Genomic DNA, 1,473 nt, shown 5'->3' on the forward strand with positions numbered 1-1,473 from the left:
GTCACAACATAAATGGACGAGGGAAGCCTCGGACATTTGAAATAATAACTGTCGAGATGTAGACCGCTATGGAGACGGGCAGGACTGTAAATCCTGCGTCATTGCGAACCAAGGGAGTTCGATTCTCCCCATCTCGACCAAATAACCAAGGGAAGAGCATGCCAAGATATCTAGCTGGATTCTCCCTAGCAGCCATGCAGGAAACAGAATCTCTTTCAAAGAAGATTGGCCGCGCGCTCACCCTGATTCGAGAGACAAGAGGTCTAACAGTTACCCAACTCGCAAAGAGGATCGGTTGCCATAGGGCAACCGTCACCGAGTGGGAAAGAGGAGGGACCAAACTCTCAGGGTTAAGAATTGTCAACATCGAGAATCACATCAGAGGTTGCGGAGCAACCTTCGAAGAAGTAATCGAGGAAATCGGTTACGGAGACTAATCCACATGGCCCCGTAGCATAAGGGTAGTGCACATGTCCGATACACATGGGAACTGGTTTCAAGCACCAGCGGGGTCACCATAGCGGAGTAGCTGAGCTGGTACAAGCACGTCGCTCATAACGACGGGGACGTCGGTTCGAACCCGACCTCCGCTACCAAATAATAAAATTGGGGACGTAGCATAACTGGCCAATGCACGTGGCTGTGGCCCACGGGTAGGAGGTTCAAGTCCTCCCGTCCCTACCACCGAACCTAGAGGAAGACGCCATAAGCGCCCACAACGACCTGGAGACGACCATCAACGAGCCCGTGACCGACCCAGATCCGTCAACACACCGCGCAGCCACGTTCCGGGCGCGGGAACGGGACGCAAGGATCGCGGAGCTGGAGAGCGAGGTCGCACAGTTCCGGAAGCTGCTGATCGGATTCTCCGCCTGCCCGCGGTGTCAGGGTTCCGTGGAGTGGGACTGCGGCATGGTCGGGGCTGCCAGAATCCGCTGCACGGGACACGCCCTGAACGGCTGGGTCGGTTGCGGGTGGACACTGAGCTGCGGAGACTACGCGAAGGGTCACGTCACGTTGAATGGAGAGAAGCGATGACAGACTACCAAAATGGCCACGAACCACCAACCACACAAGACCCGATTTTCCGCGACATGATCTCTCGGGAACGCAGCAATCGGATCGCGGAATTGGAGGCCGAGATCGCCCGCTTGACCAGCGAGAGGGACCGGGCAGTCGAAGCACTTCAGGCTGTCGAATTGGAGTTAGACGACATGGAGCACAAGTCCAACCATAGGGGCAGAGAGACGCGATCGATCATGCTCTTCTGGGCAGAGCGGATCCGTAGGGCAATGACAAGGGACAGAAAGAAAGAAAAAAAATGAGACAGTTAACCTCTGAGAAGATCGTAAATAACTTCACAACCTGGGTTATGATCTCCTGTGTCTCTGTACTGTTCATCCTACTTCTGTTCTCTCTGTTCATTTCATCATCTGCCAACGGGCAGACCCTGAGTCCCATTCAGGAGATGAC

The 1,473-nt window shown here is 54.7% G+C and carries 2 protein-coding genes and 3 tRNA genes; all 5 read left to right on the forward strand.

Going from position 1 to position 1,473, the window contains the following annotated elements; all coding sequences use genetic code 11:
* Positions 1-52 precede the first annotated feature (52 nt).
* The 5 genes from HWQ67_RS18345 (at position 53) to HWQ67_RS18365 (ending at position 1,325) form a co-directional block, all read left to right on the forward strand.
* Positions 53-140, forward strand: a tRNA-Tyr gene (locus HWQ67_RS18345).
* A gap of 18 nt (positions 141-158) precedes the next feature.
* Positions 159-437: a helix-turn-helix domain-containing protein gene (locus HWQ67_RS18350; RefSeq protein WP_218254141.1), complete on the forward strand. Its 279-nt coding sequence runs from the start codon at positions 159-161 to the stop codon at positions 435-437.
* Between the two features lie 82 nt (positions 438-519).
* Positions 520-596 (forward strand) — tRNA-Met (locus tag HWQ67_RS18355).
* Positions 597-608: 12 nt separating this feature from the next.
* Positions 609-684, forward strand: a tRNA-His gene (locus tag HWQ67_RS18360).
* 350 nt (positions 685-1,034) lie between these two features.
* A complete protein-coding gene (locus HWQ67_RS18365; RefSeq protein ID WP_218254142.1) occupies positions 1,035-1,325 on the forward strand; it encodes a hypothetical protein in 291 nt (96 codons plus the stop codon).
* The last annotated feature ends 148 nt before the right edge of the window (positions 1,326-1,473 follow it).

Origin of the sequence: Candidatus Magnetobacterium casense (genome assembly GCF_019173545.1) — a bacterium.
GTDB lineage: Bacteria > Nitrospirota > Thermodesulfovibrionia > Thermodesulfovibrionales > Magnetobacteriaceae > Magnetobacterium > Magnetobacterium cryptolimnobacter.

Coding starts and splice junctions, on each gene's coding strand:
- HWQ67_RS18350 (WP_218254141.1), top strand. CDS start 159: ATGCCAAGATATCTAGCTGGATTCTCCCTAGCAGCCATGCAGGAAACA.
- HWQ67_RS18365 (WP_218254142.1), top strand. CDS start 1,035: ATGACAGACTACCAAAATGGCCACGAACCACCAACCACACAAGACCCG.